Source organism: Candidatus Saccharibacteria bacterium (assembly GCA_012965045.1).
Lineage (GTDB): Bacteria > Patescibacteriota > Saccharimonadia > Saccharimonadales > DTSZ01 > DTSZ01.
The window spans coordinates 54,194-75,751 of sequence record DTSZ01000001.1 but is presented as its reverse complement, the minus strand read 5'-3'; the positions used below and the strand labels follow the sequence as shown (position 1 = coordinate 75,751).

The 21,558-nt window shown below is 44.6% G+C and carries 15 protein-coding genes and 1 pseudogene (1 of these 16 running past the window's edge); 1 reads left to right on the top strand and 15 read right to left on the bottom strand.

The window, feature by feature from the left end; genetic code table 11:
* The 8 genes and pseudogenes from EYO12_00315 to serS all read right to left on the bottom strand — a co-directional run.
* Positions 1-907 (bottom strand): annotated as a pseudogene (locus EYO12_00315) (hypothetical protein) (it extends 431 nt beyond the left edge of the window).
* A gap of 915 nt (positions 908-1,822) precedes the next feature.
* On the bottom strand, positions 1,823-3,061 hold the full coding sequence (locus EYO12_00310; protein ID HIA91544.1) for a hypothetical protein: 1,239 nt from the start codon (positions 3,059-3,061) through the stop codon (positions 1,823-1,825).
* A gap of 62 nt (positions 3,062-3,123) precedes the next feature.
* Positions 3,124-5,358 carry a hypothetical protein gene (locus EYO12_00305; protein HIA91543.1) on the bottom strand — a complete coding sequence of 745 codons (2,235 nt, stop codon included), beginning with the start codon at positions 5,356-5,358 and terminating at the stop codon, positions 3,124-3,126.
* An 89-nt stretch (positions 5,359-5,447) separates the two neighbouring features.
* Positions 5,448-6,656, bottom strand: coding sequence for a hypothetical protein (locus tag EYO12_00300; protein ID HIA91542.1), 1,209 nt, complete (start codon positions 6,654-6,656; stop codon positions 5,448-5,450).
* A complete protein-coding gene (gene murD / locus EYO12_00295) occupies positions 6,649-7,986 on the bottom strand; it encodes a UDP-N-acetylmuramoyl-L-alanine--D-glutamate ligase (protein HIA91541.1) in 1,338 nt (445 codons plus the stop codon). Before murD ends, EYO12_00300 begins: the two co-directional genes overlap by 8 nt.
* Positions 7,986-10,577 carry a preprotein translocase subunit SecA gene (gene secA, locus EYO12_00290; protein HIA91540.1) on the bottom strand — a complete coding sequence of 864 codons (2,592 nt, stop codon included), beginning with the start codon at positions 10,575-10,577 and terminating at the stop codon, positions 7,986-7,988. Before secA ends, murD begins: the two co-directional genes overlap by 1 nt.
* Before the next feature lie 48 nt (positions 10,578-10,625).
* The gene (gene raiA, locus EYO12_00285; protein HIA91539.1) at positions 10,626-11,015 is read right to left on the bottom strand and encodes a ribosome-associated translation inhibitor RaiA; all 390 of its coding nucleotides are present in this window, start codon (positions 11,013-11,015) and stop codon (positions 10,626-10,628) included.
* The gene (serS, locus tag EYO12_00280; protein HIA91538.1) at positions 11,002-12,309 is read right to left on the bottom strand and encodes a serine--tRNA ligase; all 1,308 of its coding nucleotides are present in this window, start codon (positions 12,307-12,309) and stop codon (positions 11,002-11,004) included. The genes raiA and serS overlap by 14 nt, the downstream gene beginning before the upstream one ends.
* A 50-nt stretch (positions 12,310-12,359) precedes the next feature.
* Here serS and EYO12_00275 point away from each other — a divergent pair, with 50 nt between their 5' ends.
* The gene (locus EYO12_00275; GenBank protein ID HIA91537.1) at positions 12,360-13,580 is read left to right on the top strand and encodes a Glu/Leu/Phe/Val dehydrogenase; all 1,221 of its coding nucleotides are present in this window, start codon (positions 12,360-12,362) and stop codon (positions 13,578-13,580) included.
* On the opposite strand, the gene EYO12_00270 is transcribed toward EYO12_00275, so the two are convergent.
* The 7 genes from EYO12_00270 to EYO12_00240 all read right to left on the bottom strand — a co-directional run bounded on the left by EYO12_00270 (position 13,577) and on the right by EYO12_00240 (position 21,549).
* Entirely contained in the window at positions 13,577-15,517 is a 1,941-nt protein-coding gene (locus EYO12_00270) for a DUF2000 family protein (protein HIA91536.1), read from the bottom strand. The genes EYO12_00275 and EYO12_00270 overlap by 4 nt on opposite strands.
* Positions 15,518-15,560: 43 nt before the next feature.
* Positions 15,561-16,019, bottom strand: a complete 459-nt coding sequence (gene greA / locus EYO12_00265) for a transcription elongation factor GreA (protein ID HIA91535.1) — start codon at positions 16,017-16,019, stop codon at positions 15,561-15,563.
* Positions 16,020-16,130: 111 nt separating this feature from the next.
* On the bottom strand, positions 16,131-18,071 hold the full coding sequence (gene mrdA / locus EYO12_00260) for a penicillin-binding protein 2 (GenBank protein HIA91534.1): 1,941 nt from the start codon (positions 18,069-18,071) through the stop codon (positions 16,131-16,133).
* Positions 18,064-18,297, bottom strand: a complete 234-nt coding sequence (locus tag EYO12_00255) for a hypothetical protein (protein ID HIA91533.1) — start codon at positions 18,295-18,297, stop codon at positions 18,064-18,066. Before EYO12_00255 ends, mrdA begins: the two co-directional genes overlap by 8 nt.
* 201 nt (positions 18,298-18,498) lie before the next feature.
* On the bottom strand, positions 18,499-19,200 hold the full coding sequence (locus EYO12_00250) for a rod shape-determining protein MreC (protein ID HIA91532.1): 702 nt from the start codon (positions 19,198-19,200) through the stop codon (positions 18,499-18,501).
* A gap of 4 nt (positions 19,201-19,204) precedes the next feature.
* Complete coding sequence (locus EYO12_00245; GenBank protein ID HIA91531.1) at positions 19,205-20,245, bottom strand: rod shape-determining protein; 1,041 nt, start codon at positions 20,243-20,245, stop codon at positions 19,205-19,207.
* Between the two features lie 62 nt (positions 20,246-20,307).
* Entirely contained in the window at positions 20,308-21,549 is a 1,242-nt protein-coding gene (locus EYO12_00240) for a prolyl-tRNA synthetase (protein HIA91530.1), read from the bottom strand.
* Positions 21,550-21,558: the final 9 nt, after the last annotated feature.

Here is a 21,558-nt window from a genome sequence, read left to right as displayed (position 1 = left end):
CGTCATCGCAGGAACCATCGTCCTGAACGTTGAGCGGGACCTCGACATCTTCGACGCCATCTTGGCAGACGAAGTGTGTCTCGGGCTCGTGAACCTCAGTCACCGGCTCGTCAGAGGCCGGAACGAAGGTGTTCACGACTCGCTCAGGACGCTCGCGCTCCTCTCGTGGCTGGAAACCACAGATGAGCTGGAAGTCCTTGTCACCAATTCGAAGCACTACACGATCGCCAGCGGTATTGTTGGTCTCGTAGACCCACGGCACACCGCCACGACTCTCGTCCATGTACTTGGTCCAGTAATAACCATCCTCAGTGATGAGGCTGATCTCCTGGTCCTCGATGAACTCCATCAACTGCTCAACGTCCTCGAGCCACTGCTCGCGGTCGTCAAGGTAGGCGCGAACACGCTCCACCTGCTCCACGTGGTCTGTGGCTTCCTCAATGATCTCGAGGTGAACCAGCGTCTCGTGGAGCAATGCAGGGTCGATGCACACACGGCGGTGCAGTTCTTCAACTGCCTCCTCCGCTGTCGTTGCCTCGACCTCAGGTCCGAAGTAGCCGTTCGTGGCGTCGTACGCGAAGAAGTGATACTCCTCCGTGCACTCGGACACGGTGTTGTCGGCTGCTGCCGGTGCACTTTCTTCAACCTCATCAGGCTCGGAGCCCGAAGCTGTAGCGAAGGTGCCAGAACCATGCTGCACTCCGGTGAGTCCAGCGTTGCTAAAACGACGGTCTTCGGCGGGTGCTTCAGTGTCGCTAGCGGTGTCGGCGGGCGGGGCTTGTGCGGCGCTGGGTATCAAGCCCGGCCGCGGCTCGCCCATTTGGGCGTTCGCCGCTGGTGCTCCAAAGAGCATCAACGACAGGATGATGAGCAAGCTCACCATCCCTGGGTAGTTACGGGTCTTCATTCTTACCATCCCCTTTCAGAGGGATCGTTGTTCAAGCTGCGGCCAGATGGCCATTCTAGACGACTATCTAAGCCGCTTAAGAACTTCAATTCCTCCTTTCCAGGTAGAGGGCATTTGAAAACAGCCTACAACCCACGTCCAACGTGAGCTTTAAGCTGTTTTCAAATTTAAAAAATAAAAACCGTACTGTAGAAGAACTATTCTTCAAAATTTATATAAGTAAAGTGTTTCTTCTGCTACTTGTGCATTCTGGGAATAAGGGCGACCTCATTCGCTCGCATCAAGAGCAGGATAATGCTTACTACCGCATATGGAAGTAGTTTTTCTAGCAATTGCGGCCGCTAGTTTATAAAAGCTATTTCCTTGCCTAGTAAGCATAGTCCCGCCCTAACGCGTAGATGCTACAAGAACAGAAATTCACATCAATTCCCTTTTTCGCTTTACTGAGTTAGGGAAATTCAAATTTTGATACTTGTACTTGAGATTAGTTTGAACGTTTATTCTTTGAGCGAGCGCAAACGAATCGTACTAGTGTACGAAGAGTGCGCACCGAAAAGAAAAACTTCAAAATAATCCAAGAGTTTTGTCAGAGTTGCATGCTCTGCATGCAAGCAGTACAAAACGCTACAAGTTTCAAAAATGAATTTGAAGTGATTTGACTAAAACTGTTAACGTCCCTCTTCGCCTCACCATTACAAAACATCTTGTAAGCAACTGTGGTTTAAAAAACAAAAAACTTCCCTACTCACAGGTATAAACCTGTTTTCTCGAAGCTAATCTGCTAAATTCCCCCACCTTTTGCGTATATGCGATGCTTTGCCATGTTCGCCGCAAAACGATGACTTCACTATACTACTGTTTTTTTACTTATTTGTCAATAGTTTTGTTATATACGCAAGTTTATTTTGTTAAAACTTATGCTTTGCTCGCAACTTTGGTAACTAAAGTGCCTAATTTTGCTAATTTTAAACGCGCCATAAGCTCATAGTGATCAAATAGATTTTGTAAAGCTTCTATCGACAATAGACTATATATACGCGATTCAACTGTTGCCGCTGGAGTAGTCTCGGTTGTGGCGGCGCCATCGGTTTCTTGTCGCAACTTCTCTTCTGCTGCTTTTACATTTTTAACACCTAGCTCATGGCGTGCTTTCAGGTACGTATTGTAAAACAGCTTTCGTTGTCCTTCGGTAAAGGATGTATCGTCTTTAACATTCATTTTTTGCAGCTCTGCGTCAGTTAACTCTTCTCCAGATTCAAATCGATTGAAGACATTCATTACATCAAAATAATTTTCTCTAATCGCTTCTTTTCGTGCTTCTTTCGCAACGTCTTCTTGTTGAAGTTCATACTTTATTCGTTTATTAGTTAGCCCCTCTTTATAAGCATCCATGAATGGTTTTCGTTCATCATCTGTTAAATGACGAATGGCACGTACATTCAATCGCTTAATTATGTGCACTGAAGGGTCTTCAGATTCGTTGTAGTTTAATAAAGCATTATGTGCGTCTTTTAGCTTATTCTTCTCTCTTTGCATCACCGCCGGTCGCATTGATTTTTGTTCAGACAATTCTTGTGCGGTTTTAAGTGTATTACTGGTGTCGCCGCTCGGTTTTGAATAATTATTTATTTCTTGTTGTTGTTTATCAGCGTTCGATAGTGCTTCAAGCTTTTTTCGTGCCTCGATCTTAGAAAGTTCTTGAAGTTGCTTTGCTTTAACTTCTGCCAGTTTTACCTGTCTGTGCTCAGCTTCTTCTGCTTTTTCTGCTTCCTGAGCGTCACGCTCTACACTTCTGCGAATTGTTAGCCATAATTGATCAGGGTTATTTTTCCATTCGCTGTTTTTTACAATTAATTCGGCTAATGACTCTCCTTGAAGTCGATCTTTAACTATATTCTTAAGCCGTCCGTCATTCTCTCTATGCTTGGCATCCTGTATGAGTAAATACTCGTGACTTGGGGCTGCAGCATTACCCTCGCCCCTATCTGTTTCTTCAATTATTTTCTCAATGACAGTCGTTTCGTAATCAATCTGTTCTTGAGTACTAAGATTAGTAAAAAACTCTGTAAATTCAGCATCTTGTTCAAGGCGTGCTGCCTCTGGGTCGTAGCCACCGCCTTGTGGTGCTTCAGATGTTCGAGCTTCAACTTTCATACAATAAACAGTAGCACAATAAGATAAGCTAGTCAATAAGTTGGCTTATTTTGCAACTATATTTACTGTTTAAATTCGAGAATTTTACGCAACAAACGGACCTTGAGGTCTTGTTGCTGTGGAGTTTCAAAGTCTATTACTTGATCAAGCTGTAATCCGCCAATTCCCTCGGTAAAAGGTGCGGTTGACGGCGAAGTGATGCCAGTTTCGAGGAAGCTAGCTCCTTCACTCTGAGCTATTTCGAACGCTTCTTGTGGAGTTAGTTCTACACCAGCTTCTTGAGCTATATCAAGAATCATATTGGTCACACCATCGCCGGAAATTACATCGTAGTTGTAGTTTTCTGTAGCTTCTACTAACCGTTCGAGCTCGCTGTGTGTTTCTATGCTGCTATCTATCTGGTCTTCAAGCAGAGTGTCTCCAGTTGCTTCAGGAGTCGTTCCTTGAGTCTGGGTAGCCTCGTTTTCTGGAGTAGCGGCTTGGTTATCAGTAGTAATCGCTGGTTCTTGGCCACTGCCAGCTTCTACAGTAGCTCCATCTGCTGGCGTTGATAGGTCTTGGTCTGTAAGGTGATCGGGCATGTCATACTCAGATGCTTCTGCTTCAATGCCTGGTAGCGGAGCTTCTTCGTTGCTAGGGGCGGACAGATCGGGTGAGTCTATTTCGCCACCTTGGACAATGCTATCCGTATCAAACAAATCACTAATCAGCTCTGCACCTTTGCGCGCAGCGTAATAACCTACCGCTAAGGTGGCTAGGCCGCCAACAACCTTAGCTGCTCTTTTTTTGTTAGGGCTAAGACTTTCCCATTGTTTAGCTAGCGAATCAGAGCCCGGGAGCTTATTCCATAGGCTTCCTGCTCTAAAACTAATCTCATCTTTAGCCCATAGGTACATTCCTGTAAGGCTACGTGATTTCTTGATTCTCGCAGGATTTGCGTTAACTGTATTTCCGCTATCACCTGAATCAGCGTCGTGCCGGTCATCAAATTCATCCAAAGCTTTTTGCGCAGTTCCATCAAGCAGCGCAGGGTGTAGGGGTACTGGCGCTAACTGAGGTAGATTGTCTCCATCGACATTCGATCCGCTTGTGCTACCGTCAACACTTAGGTCTGCCAACTCATCGGCTTGTTCAGCTTTTTTAGCACGGTGCATTTCTACTAATTGATCTACCTGCTCTGAACTTAGCAGATCAAAATTATCGTACACTGACTGATGCTGGTCGCTCGGAATGCCACATAACTGCAATCTTAGGGTAGCTTCGTTGAGTTGTTTTACCCTTCGAGCATACTCACCGCTATCAGAACTCACTTTGCTTAATTTATCTATAATCTGGTGTACTTTAAGCGTTATATCTTCTACCGAGGCTGTCGCAAGGCCAAGATGATCATTCTCATGATATGCCAAAAAATCTTCACGTTGTCTTTGCTTGTCCGTTATGTCAGCGTCGAGTGTTCCTTTGTACGCGTCTATCTGCCTCTGTGCTCTGGTTTTGTGAGACTGCCAAGAGTTGGTGCCTCCTAGAGTATCTTCAAGTGTTGTATGTTGTGCCTCCTCTGTTAGTGGGAGCGGCTGATCTTCTATGAATACCGCAATAATACCTCTATCATCTTTTTTTCTTGCCTTATAAAGCAAATAATCTACTGCTTCCGCCGGTGTTTGTTGACTAAATGCTTCTAAATACGTCTCATCTGACAAAAAGTCTGGCTCAAAATCACCGCAAATTCCGTCCGTAAATATTAATAATTGATCCCCTGGTTCTATCAAGAAACTTGATGTTTGATCATATCGGGCAGTGTGATTTGCAAGAATACCATTGTTTATAAAATTAGCATGTCCCTCGTCCTTGGTAATTTGCGTAAACCCGTCTTCATCGTTCCTTTTAAGTAGTATGCGAGTATCGCCAAGATGAATGGTCTCCACAGCCCGCGTAACCGTATCAATCATTACTCCTGAAAGAACAGCTCCAGCATCCGGCGGAATATCTCCATTATTTGCTTTTGATTTAAGATCCCTTTCAGCTTGTCTCGTCGCTTCTAAAAGGGTGCTGCCGCTGACTACTCCATTTTCAATTGAAGTTTTAATACTTTCAGCCGCTAAGTCACCTCCTCCATTCCCACCGACACCATCGATCGCAACAAACAGCCCTAGATCTGCTCTATCTATGACGACATCTTGTGGTGGTTGAGATTCTGCGCTACCTTTGACTTCGGATTTTGAGATAACTTCGCTAGCCGAATGAATAGCTAATCTCTCGAATGTAGCTTCTTGCTCGGGATGTAAGGGTGTAGTTTCCATAAATATTATAAAACCATACAAATATTTATCTGTAAATAGTTTTGTTTAATTGTCAATAGTGTGTTTAAAGTATTACTAGCACTACTATGCTAGCCTAAGTATGCTTGTAGTTCTGGCCATTGGCTTTTTGTTGCCTGCTCCATGGACACTTGTAGTTCATATGGCGACGGCACGCACTCGAATGGTTTGATGTCTTTTTTGCCAAGCAACTTCAAAACCATGTCCTTATTTTCAGCCATATCTAGCGGATTACCGCCAAATTCTGCAATAAGGCTTTCTTTTTTAATATGAGGCAGCAACAATATAAACGTAGAGATCGCTTTTGACGACCGTAAGTCCCAACTTAATGTTCCATCAGAGTCTTGCTTAAAGTTCTCGTTACTCGACGACCACAAACCACTAAACCGCTCAAAAGCTGTACGACTAAAAATCTCGGCAATCTGCGGTTCAGTCATTTCTCTTAAATACGAATAGTACCGAAGGTCGCTGCTAATATAGCGTCGTGTCCATTGTTGCATTATGTTTTCTAGTTCTAAGCCTTTCGACCACTGGTGGTTAATGGCCATTCCCTCGTACTCTGTAATGTTGGGGTCATCGGCAGACTTTTCGTTACTGGTAACAACATCGGCAAAACCGCCAAGGATGCCAGCTATAATAGCGCTGGCCGAAATAATTGCCGTTATCGGCACATGCCCCTTCATTTGGTCTTCGTCAGAAGTTAAAAACGAATCAATCGTGCGTTCGACAGTAATGGGCGGGACGCCAATTTCTGACATTTGATCAACAATCCAGCCCTGGGGGTTAACTCTAAAAATCTCATATGGTTGGCGTTGTTGGTCAAACAAACTAACAGTAGTTAATGAGTCCTTGCCTCCGCCAATAAGCACCAAAGCTGCCTCTGACACCACAGTCTTTGGCACGGTTCTTTCGCGGTCGTCTTGAAAGCCAAAAAACGATGCAACTGCATCTGGGCCTCGTTCATTCATATACAAAAATTCGCCAAGTCCATTGGTGTAAATTGTGTTTAATCTCTCGGCTTGCCAGGCATCAATATTATGAGCATTAAATTCGATTGTGGTAGCCAAATGAGCCTTGTAATATGAAACACCGGCTAAAAGCCAGTACAGTTTAAGGGCTTCTTCGAGGGCTGTAAGCGGAAAGTCATTAACGTGGGCATGATTAAACTCCAGCCGTTCATGAAATTCATGACCAGCATCTGTTTTATAGTAAAAATCAGCCACTTTTGCGTCGGCATCATAACCAAAGTGATCGAAAATGAAGGTTTGGACCCTACTCATTGCTTAGCTCCGCGACAGCCTGCTTAAACTGCTCACCGCGATCTTTATAGTTTTTGAACATATCAAAACTAGCATGGCCCGGACTCAGCAACACAACATCTCCAGGCTCTGCATGACTGTTTGCCATAGCAACGATCGTCTTCATGTTGGTGTTAAGCGGCAAAATCGAGTAATTACTAAACCCTGCGTGTTGGAGTAATTCAGCAATCGCCTCAGCTGTTTGACCAATCAACACCACGTGACGGATCGAATCCGTATATTTAATAAGCGCTTTTATAATGTTTTCTTGGCCGACTTTTTTATCAAATCCGCCAACGATAGGAATTTTTGGTTGCTCAAAAGAAGACAATGCCGCCTGCAACGCAATTGGGTTGGCTGAGAACGTATCGTTAATGTAGCGAACCCCATTTACCTCACCTAGATCTTCATTACGATGCGGCAGACCACTAAAACTACGGATTGCAGCATTAAGCGCGGTAATAATCTGTTTTTCATCCAAACCCTGTTCTTTTAGAATGTACCAACAAACAGTTGTTGCTGCACAAATATTTTCGAGGTTATGCGGACCAATCAGGCCAACTTCACTAACTGGAGTGATTTTATTTTCGGCAAAACAAATATAACCATTTCGCACATGACCTTGAGTTCCACGCAAATATGGCAAAGCCCATTCAAACTCCTGGCTAATATCTTTGGTGTTAGGATTTTCGGGATTATAAACAGCGATATCAAGATCTGACTGAAATCGAACAAGATTAAGTTTTGAGTCAATATATTCGTCCATGTTGCTATGCCAATCCATATGGTCAGGTTCGATCATTAACATAACAGCCGCATGTGGTGACTGCTGCGCATCAATAAGCTGAAAACTCGACAGCTCCATAACAATTAATGAGTCGGCAGTTAGTTGGTCATAAAAGTCGAGTGGACTGTGGCCGATGTTACCCGCCACATAAACGTCTTTACCAGCGGCTTTTAAAATATGCCCGATTAACGTCGATGTAGTGCCTTTGCCCTTAGTCCCAGTCACCCCAATAACCTGTTGCCTGTAGTCTTGCAGCAGAAGGCTGTAGGCGGTAAGAATTTTGGACTGATCGACTGATAATTTCCGTGGATGCAGTCCAGCAGTGCGAAACACAAAGTCGTATGATTCAAGATCAGAAAACGCTTGTTTACCTACCTTAAACGTATACGGCCCTGCCTGATCAAGCTGGGTGTTTTCATCAAGCACCGTTACAATCGCTCCGCGTGTTTGAAGAAATTTTGCTGTCGCCTGACCTTCTACGCCAAACCCTGCAACTGCCACCTGTTTTTGTGCAAATTCAATCACTAGCGTCGATTTTTCTTCTTACGTTTTTGGTACCGTTCGGTAGACTTTTTAGTTGTAGTATCTTTTTGGTTTGCTGAACCTCTGATTGTGCGAGTTTTAGTTTTAGATTTTGGCGCTTCTGCACCGCCGCCGCTGGTACTCGCCTGTTCGGCTGCTTTAGTTAGCTCGGTTTGGACTTCTGCTTGCTCGGTAGGTTGCTCAATGCGCGGCTGAGTTCTAAATAGCAGTTGTACGACCCGAGTCTTAAGCTCTACCATAAGACCTTCAAAATAGTTTTGACCTTCCCGGCGGTATTCAACTAAGGGGTCTCTTTGACCAACACTGCGCCAATTAATGCCTTCGCGTAAATGTTGCATGTTCTCAAGGTGCTGCATCCATAAGTCATCAAGTAGACGTAAATATATCTCACGCTCCATAAGACCCATTATTTCATCGCCAAACTCTTCTTTACGCTGATTGTGTTTTGCAATAGCTAGATCGGTTAATTCAGTGTCTAAGTTATCAACTGATACCTTTTTAAGTTTTTTCTCTTCAGCGTTGGTTAACGGAATAAGCCGCTTAAATTCGGCAACAATTGTTTCAGTTTTTGGCTCTGGAGCCTGCTGTAAGGCATCAACCTCGTCGCGAATAACTTCTTCGACCAATTCGTTTATTTGATCCTTCGTTAAAATGTCTTTTCGTAAACTATAAATGCTCTTACGGTGACGGTTCATAACGTCGTCGTACTGAACAACATTCTTCCTCGAATCAAAGTTAAAGTTCTCTACTTTCTTTTGAGCTTGTTCTAGTACGCGCGAAACAGCTTTATGTTGTATTGGCGTTTCATCATCTACGCCGAACCGCTCCATTAACCCCTTCATTTTTTCGCCGCTAAAGATTCGAATTAATTCGTCTTCTGCCGACACATAAAACTGAGTAGAACCGGGGTCACCCTGACGTCCGGAACGTCCACGTAGCTGGTTATCTATTCGACGCGACTCGTGGCGTTCGGTACCGATAACATGCAGACCGCCAAGTTCTTTGACGCCGTCCGCCAGTTTAATGTCGGTACCACGACCAGCAATGTTGGTAGCTAGAGTGACTGCGCCCTTTTCGCCGGCTGCGGCAACGATTGCGGCTTCACGCTCGTTGTTTTTAGCATTCAAAACTTCGTGTTTTACACCAGCCTTACTTAAAGCGCGACTTAATAGCTCGTTTTTATCAACAGATGCAGTACCGATCAGCACTGGCTGACCGTCTGCTTGTTTTTGTTGTATGTCTTCAATGATTGCCTTGAACTTACCGTTCTCTGTTTTGAAAATTTTGTCTGCATGGTCGACACGAGCAATTGGTTTGTTAGTTGGGATAACAGCAACATCGAGTTTATATATTTGATAAAATTCTTCGGCTTCGGTTTCGGCCGTGCCAGTCATGCCAGAGAGCTTAGTGTACAACCTAAAATAGTTTTGGAACGAAATAGTGGCAAGAGTTGTGCTTTCTTGCAGCACATTAACGCCTTCTTTAGCCTCAATCGCTTGGTGAAGGCCTTCACTGTAGCGTCGACCTTGCATCAACCGTCCGGTAAATTCATCGACAATAATCACCTCGCCGTTGTTAACGACATAGTTTTTGTCTTTTTTAAATAACGTCTGGGCTTTTAGAGCTTGGTCCATGTGGTACACAGCTTGAACATGTTGTGGGTCATACAAATTATCGATACCAAGCAGTTCCTGCATTTTCTCAACACCGGCATCGGTTAGTGTTGAGCTGCGTTGCTTTTCGTCGACTTCGTAGTGCTCGTCTGGCTTTAGCATGCGAATAGCTTTTGAGAAAACCTCGTACTGATTACTACTACTACTTGCTGGAGCAGAAATAATTAGCGGTGTCCGAGCTTCGTCGATTAAGATCGAGTCGACCTCGTCAACAATCGCATAATGAAGTTCGCGCTGCCGTAAGTCTTTCGGGCTACCAACCATGTTGTCGCGCAAGTAATCAAAGCCAAACTCGTTATTAGTTCCGTAGGTAATGTCAGCCTTATAAGCGTCTTGGCGCGAGCAGGGCTTTAAGTGCCACAAGCGTTCATCGTCGTGGCTGTCATCGGTATATTCAGGGTCATAAATGTAGCTCTGTTGTGGGGCAATAACACCGACACTGAGGCCAAGGGCATCGTATAGCTGAGCCATCCAGCCTGCGTCACGCTTGGCCAGATAGTCGTTAACGGTCACCAAGTGAGCACCCTTACCTTCGAGCGCATTAAGCACCATAGGTAGTGTGGCAACCAACGTTTTACCTTCACCGGTGCGCATTTCGGCAATATCACCTTCGTGCAACACCATGCCGCCAACCAACTGAACATCAAAGTGGCGCATTTCAAGCACTCGTTCGGACATTTCTCTGGTGATAGCAAATACTTCGTTAAGCTGTGTTTCTAGGCTCACCTCTTCGGCTCTAACACTCGCTTTTATTTCGTCCATGCGCGTACGCAGCTGTGTGTCGCTCAGCTTTTTTATGTCTGGCGCGAGCTCATTAATTTTCGCTACTCGCTTATTGAGCGCTTTAAGTCTACGGCCTTGCTGATCGCCACCTAACAGGCGTTTAAGTACTGTTTTCATAGTCCTCCAGGATTCAGTATATAAGTATAGAGTATTTGGGTTCGATTACTAGTTTTGTCGTCCCCAAAAATCTCTGTCGGCTAACTTTCGTAGCTTGGCGAACGAGTTTTTTCGGTCTTTCTTATTTTCGTTAAACTTTGTTTTGTACTTTCTAAGTTGTCTGTCGAGTTTTGATTCAACAATATCTAAGGCAGCGAGCATATTTTGTGCTGACTCTTTAGCAATAAGTTCTTCTTTTGGTGGCAGACGCAGCAATATCTCTGCCTCAAAAATATCAGCCGACTTTTTGCTGGTTTCTTTTAAGGTAACAATTGCGTGCAAGGAGTCTTTTTGGTGCTTATTTAGTTTCTTGCCAAGCTTTACGATTTTGCTTTCTGCATATTTTTTCGACTGGTCGTCTAAATCATAGCCATCACTTTTAATATCAATTTTCACCAAGTACCTCCTTGTTTATGTATTTTTGTAACACTTCAGGAACTTTAACAGAACCATCCTGTTGCTGAAAGTTTTCCAGCACCGCTGCACTAAAACGATCTACAGCAAATACGGTAGCGTCATTGTTGTGAACAAACTGTAAAGTCCCATTGCGGTCTTTGTACCGAGTATTGAGGCGGCGAGCCTGATAATCGGTCATATAGTCTGCGGTGTGTGTTTCGCGATATTTATTTTGGCTTGGAAACCACACATCTATATCCCAGCCACTGGCGTTGGGCTTGCCAATATCGGCTGTGCACTTATTAAGCACGCGGTATGGCAATCCTAGCTGCTTCACAAGATCTTTTTGAATCGCCACCATAAGCTGATGCTCATTTAAGCCGCTTTCACGAGTTGAAAAACTAACCATTTCTAACTTATTGAATTGGTGCATTCGTATTAGGCCTTCAGTATCTTTCCCATAGGTACCGGCTTCACGACGAAAGCTTGTAAGGTAGCCAACCAAACGCACTGGCGTAGCTACGTCAATTACTTCTCCAGCATACATAGCTCCTAGAGTGTGCTCGGCACTTCCCTGCAACCAAATATCGTCCTCGTCGCTGCCAACCCTGTAGCGGTCATCTCGTGGTTCTAGTCTGTCCATGGCATCGAATATGTCGGTCTTTATCATGGCCGGCGGCAATGTAAATACAAATGGCGTAGGGTCAGCGTTTAGATTTTCGGATTGGATAAGTTTTTTTAAGTACTCAGTCGAAGCCAGTTGATCGCGCGCCCAATTTACAATGGCAAACTGCAATTCCGCCAGCTCACCTTTGACATAAGCAAAGCGACTACCCGCAACCTTTGCGGCCCGTTCTTTGTCAATCCAGTCGTGAAGAGACCCAAGTTCTGCATGACTTTTGGGAGTAAAACTAAATTCAGGAATAGTGCCGACTTCTTCTGTCTGAACATTCTCGTCTTCACTCTGGCCAATCGGAACAATGTCCAACGCCATATTGGGCACCTGTTTAAGTAAGGCATGTAGCTGTTCATCGACTGGGGCGAGGCGCTCTTCAAGGTCTGCTAACTGCTCTTTTACTTGTTTGGCTTCAGTAATAGTTTTGGTATCTGGCTTGCCGCCTTTCATAGACGAACTAAGCTCGTTACGTTTTTGTCGAAGCGTCTCGACTTGTTGTAGCAATTGTTTCCGCTCTGAATCAAGTTTGGTAATGAGTGTTGCGTCCACTTCATAGCCTTTATTACGAGCGTTTTCTTCTACTGCTTCTGGATTATCGCGGATTGTTTGAATGTCTATCATGGAGGATAGTATAAGGTATAAACTGTTAGCTATAAAGTAAGGATCACGCTTTGAGTACTATCTTGCAAAATGCCCACGAAATTATAAAAAAGTCTGCAGCTCGACTTGGATTAAGTGACGAGGACTTAGAACATTTACTAGCGCCGGACTTAGTTGCTCATCTTCGGTTGCCGCTCAGCAAACAAAACGGCGAAACAGTCGTCTACGATGCATACCGCGCCCAGCACGACAATTCACGCGGACCGTATAAAGGCGGGCTACGATTCCACCCTGATGTTACTGCTGAAGAAGTGACCGGACTAGCGACCCTTATGTCAATTAAAAATTCCTTGGTTGATATTCCAATGGGCGGCGGCAAAGGCGGGATTGCCGTAAACCCCAAAGATCTAACGGCTGACGAGCTCGAGTCTCTAGCTCGACAGTTCGCCCGTAAGTTAGCACCGATAATTGGTCCTGATCGTGACGTTCCTGCTCCGGATGTAAATACCAACGCTCAAATTATCGACTGGATGTTACACGAATACCAAGAGCACACCAACACCCAAGCACCAGCTACATTCACCGGTAAATCTGTCGGTAAAGGTGGCAGCCATGGTCGCGAAGATGCCACTGGACGCGGCGGCGTTATTGTTACAAAAACCATACTCGACACACTGTCCAGAGACGTCTCAAAAAAGCCGACGGTTGCTGTGCAAGGTGCTGGCAATGTTGGTATATGGTTTGCCCAAGTTGCGCATGAATTAGGCTGGAGCGTTATTGCAATATCAGACTCCAGCGGAGCTGTCATTAACCAGAATGGTTTGGACATTGCCGCTGTAGCTAAATACAAGTCTGGTCGAGGGAAACTAGCCGACAGTAATTTTGGTGAGGTATTGGAAGGTGGCCAGATACTAGAACTCGAATGCGACATTTTAGTACTTGCAGCTTTGGAAAACTCTGTGACTAAAGAAAATATGGGCGCCATTAAAGCTACGGTAGCAGTAGAAATGGCCAATGGGCCGACAACCGATGAAGCCTACGACTACCTAACACATAAAGGTATTGTGGTAATACCAGACGTTCTGGCGAATGCCGGTGGCGTAATAGTCAGCTACTTTGAGTGGATGCAAAACCGACTGAATGAATCCTGGTCGGCCGATGATGTAGTGCAAAAACTACAGAACCAAATAACCCCTGCCACCGAAGCTGTTTGGAAATATTCTCAAGATAACAACATCAGCCTTAAAGAAGCAGCTTTTGATATTGCTATTAGACGACTACTAAAAAGCTAAGTCCAAAGTTGGAAGTTTTTCGTCAGCTCATTCACATCTCCATTCGGACCGAAAACACCAATACCGTAGATTACTAAATCTTCACGGGTTTTCTTACTGAGTTTCTCAACAATCTCTGTATCGTCAGTTGTGTCGATCATCTCCTTGATAAATACATGGTGCTTTAAGTGAGAAGACTGCAGTTTTATATATAGCTTTTTTAGATCTTTTGAGGCAGCGCGTTTAATAATAATTGGGTACTGTGAGTTCCTTGGTAACTCGGCAGAATCCTTTGTTATGAAATAATCTGCAGTATCAAAATCTTCTTTTGAAAGCTGATTCCCCAGGTATGCGCTTGTGTGTCCGACAGCATTGGCTATCTGCCAATTTTCAAGCTGTTTATCAACCACAATCACAACTCGTTTAGAAAAATCCTGCTTTCTATCACGATTATTTTTTGAATTATTTAGATCATAGATTTCTTTAGTATTATCATCAATTTCAAAACGCATGTGTGGGAACGGCACTCCTTCTCGCGCTGTGACACCTTCTAATAACCAAAAGTTACGCTCTGAATTACCCCAGCCACAAGCAGTTGGCATGCCATATTCGAGCATTTCAACATAGTCAATATCCAACATCTGAGCTTCGTCGTCACCACCATCACGCATAGCTTGTTGCTCTTTAAATCGGGCTAGCTGTTCTTGCGGGTCATTGAGCTCCGCAAAGCCATTGCCAAGTTCGCTTCCAGCGATAATTGGGTGGAACCGCAAGGCTAACCGTGGGTCTGCTGGGTCGGTTTTAGCAAGTGGTGACATGCTAGCTGGTTCATGTACAAGCCAATATGGTCCAGCGCTTTTGCGCCGAATAATCTTCCAGACGTTATCGATCAATCTGCCAACACTCACCTCGTCAGATTCAAGTTCTACGTTATTGTCTTTCAGTATTTTCAGTAGTTGTTGGCGATCGGGGTTAAATACATCAACATTAAATTCTTCTTGCAAAACATCGGCATAGCTACGAACTGGCCATTTACCAGACAAATCAACAGCAAAACCGTTCGCATCGTCAAATTGCAGCGTTCCCCACGTTTCTTGAGCAACGTACTGAATCATTTTTTCGTAAAAATCCATTGCCTCTTCATAGTTTTGATAGGCCGCATAACTCTCCATTGCAATGTGTTCTGGCAGATGTTCGTCACTGATATGTTCGTTTCTAAAGCGCGGGCCAATGTCATACACTCGCTCAAAACCAGCTCCAAGCAGTCGTTTTAGGGGCAGTTCGTGGCTAATCCGCAAAAAATAATCCTGGTCGAGCGCATCCATATGCGTAACAAATGGCTTTGCATCTGCGCCCCCGGTGGTGTGCTCCAGCACTGGAATATTTACCTCTACAAACTGACGTTTATTTAAGTAATTTCTGGTGGCTTGCCAAAATTTGCTGCGTCGTAAAAACCGCTCGCGCACTTCTTTGTTTACAGCCATGTCTAAGTAGCGTCGCCTAAACCGTGCTTCTTTATCAACCAGCTCGTCGGGCAACGGCCGCAACACTTTACTTAGCACTGCATACCATGCAACCATTACACTTTCTTGACCAGTTTTGGACTTCCCTACCGCACCAGCTGCTTCAATAAAATCTCCGCGCGCAAGGAGGTTAATGTCGCTAAATGCGAGTTTACCGTCTTCGTAGTTTTCAACCACCTCACCATCTTTAAAAACCAGTTGAATTTTATGTAGACCGTCTTGTAAGTCGATAAAATTAAGCCGACCATGAGTACGCACTGAGACAACACGGCCCGCCACAACAACTTGGTTGCCTTCACGGACATCAAAATTACCAAGAATATCCTCTACAGATACCGTGCGCCTGCTGGTTGCTGGGTACGGATTAATCCTTTTGGCTTTTAGTGCTTCGAGTTTTTCGAGTTGTTCGTTTCGGTAGTCTTGGATGGTTGCCATCTATAGGCCTTTCTCGGCCACTGTGACAAAAGGCCGACTTTTATTAACTAATTTCCTTAATCTTATAATTCACTGTGCCTGCTGGCAATTCTACAGCAACAGCATCACCGATTTTTTGACCAAGTAACGACTTGCCAATCGGTGACTGATCAGAGATTTTTCGCTCGAGCGGATTTGCCTCAACACTCGAAACAACCGCGTATTTAACTTCTTTACCCTTTTCATTTTCAAGTGTTACAGTCGAGCCAATCACTACTTCTGAGCTTTTTGAGGTCTCGATAATCTTAGCATTAGTTAAAATGTGATTAATTTCAGATATTCGGCTCTCTACCCGACCTTGTTCGTCCTTGGCGTCGTGATATTCGCTGTTTTCACTTAAATCGCCTTGATCGCGCGCTACCTTAATTGCTTCTGCTAATTCACCTCGTCGGCTGATTAGTTCGTCCGCTTCTTGTTTTAATTCGTCATAACCTTCTTGGGTTAATTGGTAGTCTTTATTCATGATTTTGCTATTCCTGTCTGATTAGTCTGTTTGCTATATTTTTTTGGAAATTTGTGGTTTCAATGATTTTAGCAAAGCCATGGACGCAGTCAAATTAAAAAGCATAAAAACTTAACGGTTAAAATAGTACTTATATGTTTCCACCGCTGGTGGTACAACCTTTCCGCTGGTCTGAGATTCTTCGATAAGGATCACTGTGCCGAGTTCCGGATTGTCATACGGCGCAAACGAAGTAAACCAACCATGATTTGGTGTCGTGTCAGTTCTAAAGGCTTTGTTTTGAGCAGTGCCGGTTTTTCCTGCAAATGTCACCGGAACGCCTGCAAAAATACAACTACAGTTTGCTCCGTTATAAATGGCGTCTTTCATGCCCCCGCGGACAATATCGCGATTTGCTTGTGACACTGGAATGTCTCGTTTTACGATTGGATCTGCTGGTTGTTCGCCTTCTGCATGTAAAAACACTCGCGGCTGCATTAGCTGACCAGTGGCAGCTGCATTCGTTGCAAGTGCCATCTGTAGCGGTGTTGCACGTAGATCACCCTGACCAATTGACGTATTGTAAGTATCGCCAAGAACCCACGTCTGCCCAAAGGTTTCTTGCTTCCATGTTGGTGTAGGCACCAGCCCAACCGACTCATTCGGTAGGTCAATCCCCGTGGACTCGCCAAGCCCAAAATAGCTGTAATATTCTGCTAGTTTCTCTATTCCTAAGCCTGTAACGTGCTCAAAACCTCCACCTACACTATAGAAGAAAATATTTGAGCTTTTGGCAATCGCGCTTTGCACGTTAACCGTACCTAAGCCGTCTCTGTTCCAGCTGTAGAACGTAAAGCCCTGAGACGGATCATAAATACTTGGAATATATATTGAACCGCGGTCAGTAACTGTTGTATTAATGTCTATGTTACCTTCCTGAAGACCTGCAGATGCAACCAGTGGTTTTATGGTAGATCCAGTCGGATATGTTCCTGAGAGGACTTTATTATAAAGTGGCTGGTTCGTGTCATTAACTAACGTTTTAAATTCTGCTGAACTAATGCCGCCAGAAAACAAATTGTTGTCATAGGTTGGCAAGCTGACCATAGCCAGAACATCACCAGACTGTGGGCCTACAATAACGCCGCTGGCACGCTGCTTACCAAGTTCGTTGATTGTTTTTGTTAACTGATCGTAGAGTTGTTTTTGTAAACCTTTATCGATGGTTAAGTAAATATTTTTACCAGCCTGGGGCTGCTTACTAGCTAGGATCCTCAGCGGCTTTCCCAGCGCGTCAACTTCGTAACGTTCGTAGCCATTTTCGCCGCGTAAAACCGAATCATATTGCTCTTCTACCCCACCACGGCCAACATAATCAACCAAGGCCAGGTCATCGCGTGTGCGTAAATCGTCGTGGTTCGCTAGGCTGGTATATCCAATAACATGAGCCATAGCTAGGTCTTTTTCGTAGTAGCGCATTGGAATAAGCTCTAAATTAACCCCGCTGATAGATGTTAGATCAACTTCAAGCCGTAGCGCCGTAGTTTGATCCAAACTTTTACCAAGAGCGATCGGCAACACATAATCTAGGCCTTCGCTCTCGGCTCTTTTCCTAATCTCGTCAACTGAGATTTCTAAATATGACGCTAAGCGAGTATACAATGCTGTTCTGCTATCGCTATCCTCGGGTAATTTATGTGGTTCTATCGTTACTTGATAGCCTGCGACATTCCTTGCTAGCACTTCACCGTTGCGGTCTAAAATATTACCTCGTTCAGCATATATTATTTTTTCACGAATCCTGTTTCCGTTCGCCAACTGAGAATATTCAGTGCCAGCCGAAACCTGCAAACTAAATAGTCGTGCTGCAAATGTACTCAGAATAACAATGAATAAAAACGCCCCTACCAACAGAGTTATTGGTCGCTGAACACCGCGGTTTACGTCGCGTTTAAAGAGTGCTGCGTCGTGAGTAGCGAGCCAGTTAGCTTTAGTGGTGTGAACGGAATTCAACTGGACCGATCGTTCCTTAGCAATCCGTCCAGTATCCCGAATAAATGGTGAACTAGACATATTGTAGCTGCACTTTACGGATAAAATACCGTAACACTATTGCCGTCAGAACAACCCGAAACACATACACGACACTCAGAGTTACTGCCGATTGCATGGAAGCATTAACTTCTAAAATCCCTGTTCCCAACTCCAGGCTGAGACACGTGATTGCAGCTAGCATAAACGGTGATACGCGCACCCCGTTTTCAAGTTGGTTATAGTATGCGAGCCCCATACATATCATGTTTACACTTAGTATATCAGCCCCAAACCCAAACCAACTCGCTTGAATAAGCCCCATCAGCGCACAATGAACATAGGTATAGTGATTTTTTGCTGTGGCGCATAAAAGTACTGCTAAAACAAACCACGGAATTAGCATAAGAGACAACGAGCCCGAAAATACGATGCCCAACCAAAATGTAAGCCAAGCTACTATAAGCACCTAATTATCCTTTAATACGCTAACGGCGCGTATATCATTGAGCGACACCACTGGTTCAATAAAGGCAGTTTGTAATAATCTACTGTCCGGCTGTAATTCCCGTACTTTGCCTACAAACAAACCAGACCGGACGGTGCCCGCCTCCCCAACAGTAAAAATACTATCGCCTACAGAAATAGCTGCGTCTTTGGGTATTCGAGTCATTGTAATTGCGCCAAACTGACCGAACAACAAACCTTCTGTGCCAGCCTTAGTTTTGGCAATCGCCTTAAACTGAGGATCGTTCAATAACTGGACCACCGCTCGTCGCTCTTGGGTGTCACTGACAATACCGATAAAACTGTTACTAGCCAGGACGGCTTGGCCTTTTTTGATCCCGCTCAGACTGCCTTTATTTAAAATGACTCGCCGTTCGTACGGGTCGGCTGAAAAACTAATGACTTCGGCCAGAATTGCGCTCTCCTTAGTGGCCCGAGCTTCTTGTTCAAGCTCAGTAATTCGCGCAATCAAAGTCTCGTTCTCGGCCAAAAGCTCAGGGTCATTCACTGAATCATCCGCACTGATAGTGAGAAGATTTTCCAATGGACTCAAAATTATATCAACCCATCCGCGTACTGGCGCCGCAGACATTAGTGCTACACTCAGCGTGAACACAAAAATAAAAACTACCACCCGAATTTGTTTCTGATTTTCCCCAACCACTTAGCTAATACTCCGATCTAACTAATACTTCTTTTAGACTATCGAGTTCGTTTAACACTAGTCCACAACCCTCAACAACGGCTGTTAGCGCGTTGTCGGCGGCCCGGGTTTTTACACGTGTTTCATATTCAATTTGGTTCGCTAAGCCGCGCAATAAAGCCCCACCACCCGCTAAAACAATGCCATTTTTATAAATATCTGCTACAAGTTCTGGTGGTGATTCTTCTAATGTTGTTCGGACAGCTTCAACAATTGGTCGGACTTCTTTTGACAGCGCCATGCGAACATTTTCTGTGCTCAAGTTAATCGACTGTGGCAGGCCGGACAAAATGTTGCGACCCCGAACTTCCATAGATTTACGGTCTTGATCGTGGTGCACTGCGCCTATCTCAATCTTTATTCGTTCGGCCGTTGTTTCACCAATATGTAGATTAAAATCTTCGCGCACCAGCCTCATTATGACTTCGCTTAATTCATCGCCAGCAATTCGCAAGCTTCGCGACACTACAATTCCACCAAGTGACATGACGGCAACTTCAGTTGTGCCGCCGCCGATATCAACAATCATGCTACCTTCGGCTTCCTTAACTGGCAGACCAACACCTATCGCTGCTGCCATGGGCTCTTCAATTAAATAACTTTTTCGAGCCCCGGCACTCCTGGCCGCCTCTTCAACTGCGCGTTTTTCAACTTCCGTCACCCCACTTGGCAACCCAACTACTATCCTGGGGCGATTCCAGGCAACACGCTGGAGTTGATGAACTTTATCAACGAAATATTTAAGCATTTGTTCGGTTATTTCAAAGTCGCTGACTACGCCATCTACGAGTGGACGAGCTGCAAGTATATCGTCGGGAGTTTTTCCGATCATTTTCTTGGCTCGTTCGCCGATTGCGACTACTTTTTTTGTCGATTTATGAATTGCGACCACGGACGGCTCGTTAATTATTATTCCGTGGCCCTTAACAGTCACCAGCGTATTTGCCGTACCTAAATCAATGCCGATATCGTGAGCTACATACCGCCCAAAGTCCCTCGCTACCATCTGTATGTAAGTGTACGTTGAATCAGTTACTGGCGTCTAGCGCAAGCTTGTTGTGAAATTTGTTATTTAGTGAGTTTTTCAAGTATTTGTTCGTAGCTCACCATAGCCGATTCGTTATCTGTCCGAGCCTTATATTCAAAGCTATTCTTTTCTGCCGTCTTATTGCTGGCTACAACCCTATGCGGCATACCCATTAAATCAGCATCACCAAGTTTTTGGCCGGGTGATACCTCTCTGTCGTCATAAAACACCTCTATACCCAACTCTGTAAGCTGCGAATAAAGACTTTCGGCTTGAGTTTGTCCTTTGTCTCCAATTGAGACTAGGTGCACTGCAAAAGGTGCTACTTGTTCTGGCCAGACCATGCCATGTTCGTCGGCATATTTTTCAACGATAACACCCATCACTCGAGTAATTCCGACCCCGTATGACGCTAAAAAGACTGGTTTTTGTGTGCCATCTGTATCAGTAAAATTTATATTCAATTTTTCGGATTTTTCGGTTCCAAACTTAAAAATATTCCCAACTTCCGCTGTTGTTACCGCTTTAAGCGTTGTTTTATCTACACCAATTTCTTTTGTAGCATCGTCGAGCACCTCTTCGTTGACCGCTACAGTTTTATCTTCATTGACGTACAGTGTGTCTTCTCCAGCAGGACAAATCGTCTGGAATTCATGGCTGAATTTAGTGAAGGCGCCGCCGCTGGCAAATGTAACAAAGGTTTCTTGACCAATACCTAGGCGGTCGTAAATCTTTTTGTAGGCTTCAATTGTAGAGTCATAGTAGCGATCCATGTCTTCTTGTGAGGAATGCAGGGAGTACATATCTTTCATCACGAACTCCCGGCCGCGCATTATGCCGCTTTTAGCTCGCAGTTCATTACGCAGTTTAGTTTGAAATTGGTACACGCTAACTGGAAGATCTTTATAGCTGACTACATGCTGTCGCATCATCTCTAAAATTGGCTCTTCGTGCGACCACGCTAAACCAAGGTCGGTTCCGTCTTGAAGCTTTGTCTTAAACCAGACGTCGACATTCTCATCATCCCAACGATCGGTTTGCTCCCAAATGTCTGGCCGCTGTAGATTAGTCATTATTAGCTCAGTGCTATCGATGGCGTTCATTTCTTCGCGAACAATCTGTTTTATTTTTTCAACGACTCTAATTCCGAGCGGTAGATACGCGTACACCCCAGCCATCTCCTTATGTATAAAGCCTGCCCGCATTAATAGCTGAGCATTTTTTGATACCTCGTCAGCTGGAGAATTCTTTTGAGTTTTACTGAACAGTTTTGAATATCGCATAGGTATCCT

Excerpts from the sequence above, each read along its gene's own strand:
- EYO12_00245 (HIA91531.1), bottom strand. The coding sequence starts at position 20,245 with ATGGTAGCGAGGGACTTTGGGCGGTATGTAGCTCACGATATCGGCATT.
- greA (HIA91535.1), bottom strand. The coding sequence starts at position 16,019 with ATGAATAAAGACTACCAATTAACCCAAGAAGGTTATGACGAATTAAAA.
- EYO12_00300 (HIA91542.1), bottom strand. The coding sequence starts at position 6,656 with ATGAGTAGGGTCCAAACCTTCATTTTCGATCACTTTGGTTATGATGCC.
- secA (HIA91540.1), bottom strand. The coding sequence starts at position 10,577 with ATGAAAACAGTACTTAAACGCCTGTTAGGTGGCGATCAGCAAGGCCGT.
- serS (HIA91538.1), bottom strand. The coding sequence starts at position 12,309 with ATGATAGACATTCAAACAATCCGCGATAATCCAGAAGCAGTAGAAGAA.
- mrdA (HIA91534.1), bottom strand. The coding sequence starts at position 18,071 with ATGTCTAGTTCACCATTTATTCGGGATACTGGACGGATTGCTAAGGAA.
- EYO12_00270 (HIA91536.1), bottom strand. The coding sequence starts at position 15,517 with ATGGCAACCATCCAAGACTACCGAAACGAACAACTCGAAAAACTCGAA.
- EYO12_00305 (HIA91543.1), bottom strand. The coding sequence starts at position 5,358 with ATGGAAACTACACCCTTACATCCCGAGCAAGAAGCTACATTCGAGAGA.
- EYO12_00255 (HIA91533.1), bottom strand. The coding sequence starts at position 18,297 with ATGATATGTATGGGGCTCGCATACTATAACCAACTTGAAAACGGGGTG.
- EYO12_00240 (HIA91530.1), bottom strand. The coding sequence starts at position 21,549 with ATGCGATATTCAAAACTGTTCAGTAAAACTCAAAAGAATTCTCCAGCT.
- EYO12_00310 (HIA91544.1), bottom strand. The coding sequence starts at position 3,061 with ATGAAAGTTGAAGCTCGAACATCTGAAGCACCACAAGGCGGTGGCTAC.